This is a genomic window from Shewanella insulae, from assembly GCF_009831655.1.
GTDB classification, from domain to species: Bacteria; Pseudomonadota; Gammaproteobacteria; order Enterobacterales; family Shewanellaceae; genus Shewanella; species Shewanella insulae.
This window is the reverse complement of record NZ_WRPA01000036.1, coordinates 1-1,590: the sequence shown is the minus strand read 5'-3', so window position 1 is coordinate 1,590 and position 1,590 is coordinate 1. Positions and strand designations below refer to the sequence as shown.

1 protein-coding gene and 1 pseudogene are annotated in these 1,590 nt (G+C 49.4%); one reads left to right on the top strand and one right to left on the bottom strand.

Annotated elements, in window-relative coordinates:
- Positions 1 to 442: pseudogene (locus GNT65_RS20365) on the bottom strand (IS110-like element ISSlo1 family transposase); the annotation flags it as partial.
- A 310-nt stretch (positions 443 to 752) separates the two neighbouring features.
- On the opposite strand from GNT65_RS20365, the gene GNT65_RS20360 reads away from it, so the two are divergent.
- The gene (locus GNT65_RS20360) at positions 753 to 1,334 is read left to right on the top strand and encodes a cysteine dioxygenase family protein (protein ID WP_160798996.1); all 582 of its coding nucleotides are present in this window, start codon (positions 753 to 755) and stop codon (positions 1,332 to 1,334) included.
- The last annotated feature ends 256 nt before the right edge of the window (positions 1,335 to 1,590 follow it).

Sequence of the window (1,590 nt, the reverse complement as noted above, 5' to 3'; positions counted from 1 at the left end):
TGCCGTATTCACTCAACAATCCACGTATTTGATTAGTCAACGCGGTTCTGACACGAATACGACGCTCGCGAATTCGATGGGAAATAATGATATCGACCTGCGCTAAGGTTCTTGGCTTAACGAAGATAATGTTGGGGCGCATCGCAGCCTCACAGATTGCAAAGGCATCATTGCGGTCATTTTTATTGCCTTTCACGAAGGGCTTCACATGCTGTGGTGGGATAAGTTTTACCTCATATCCGCGCGACATCAGCTCTCGCCCCCAATAATTTGAGCCACTACAGGCTTCCATGGCAATCACTGCATCTGGATACTGAACGAGCGTTTTCAACAGTTGAGTGCGTTTAACGGTGCGATTAAAGAGCGTTTTACCGACTTGATTGACACCGCAAACCTGAAGAACATTTTTTGCCAAATCGATACCAATTAGAGTAACTTTCATAGTGGACACCTTTTGTTGACATTGAACCTTGTAAATTCAATATGGCGCTTTTGACGCCGACTTCACAAGAGGTGTCCATCTCATCATCCATGTGGGCTCTGCGAAATCCTCCTTGAATTCGAGGGCCAAAAGTGTGCTTGCTACGAGTTGTTCCCCTCTATTGATTTAGCGGCGTTTGGTGTCACGCACTTACTTACTCCCTGTTACTCTTCCATAGGTTGGCTTTTATCTGCTATCGACCTATTGCCTATTTATTGCCTAGGGCAGATCACCTAGCCTTGATTGACGACATTCAAGGCAGAGAAGCGTGATGGAAAACATTGGCAGATTAAGGGGTTTTGTTCAGTCCTTTACCCGGCTTGTTGAGCAGGTCGGCTGCGATGAGGCGCGTATATTTACCGAGGGTAAGGCGCTGCTGTCGGAGCTTATTGCTCATGATGACTGGCTACCTAATGCCTTTGCTCAGCAGAGTATTGAGAGCTATCGGCAGTATCTGCTCTACTGCGATCCAATGGAGCGTTTCTCTGTGGTGAGTTTCGTCTGGGCGCCGGGGCAGACCACGCCTGTTCATGACCATACCGTATGGGGCATGGTGGGCGTGCTGCGCGGCGCCGAGCGCTGCGAGGAATATGAGCTGGATGAGGCTGCCAGCTGTCTGCGGGCCAGCGGCAGTCATGAGTTGCCCGTCGGCGGTGTCGATCTGGTCTCGCCCGATATCGGCGATATCCATAGGGTTTCTAATGCTCTATTGGAGGGAGTATCTATCAGCATTCATGTCTATGGCGGCAACATAGGTGCGGTGCAGCGGTATGTTTATGACCCCGATACCGGGGGTAAGAAGCCATTTATATCTGGGTATTCGAATAGTGTGATGCCGAATATATGGGGCTGATGCTTCCAGCTGCATTTGTATTTGAAGGGATTTTGAAGGTCGAACCTTCACCTTCATCAATTGCCTGCGGCAGGCTTATGTGCAAGCACTCTTTTGGCACGCTGTGAATATGTCCTTATACGCTTCACGCTGTAGGATCCCCTCATAATTCATACCCCCAACAGCCGTGAATGAGTGATAATTCTGCCAGCTTCCTGGCGGCATTCAGTAGGTCATCGACTGACATTGGGTATTTGTCTCGCCGTCGCATCAGCTC

What these genes read in the sequence shown, in the direction of transcription:
- GNT65_RS20360 (WP_160798996.1), top strand. Translation starts at nt 753, where the DNA reads ATGGAAAACATTGGCAGATTAAGGGGTTTTGTTCAGTCCTTTACCCGG.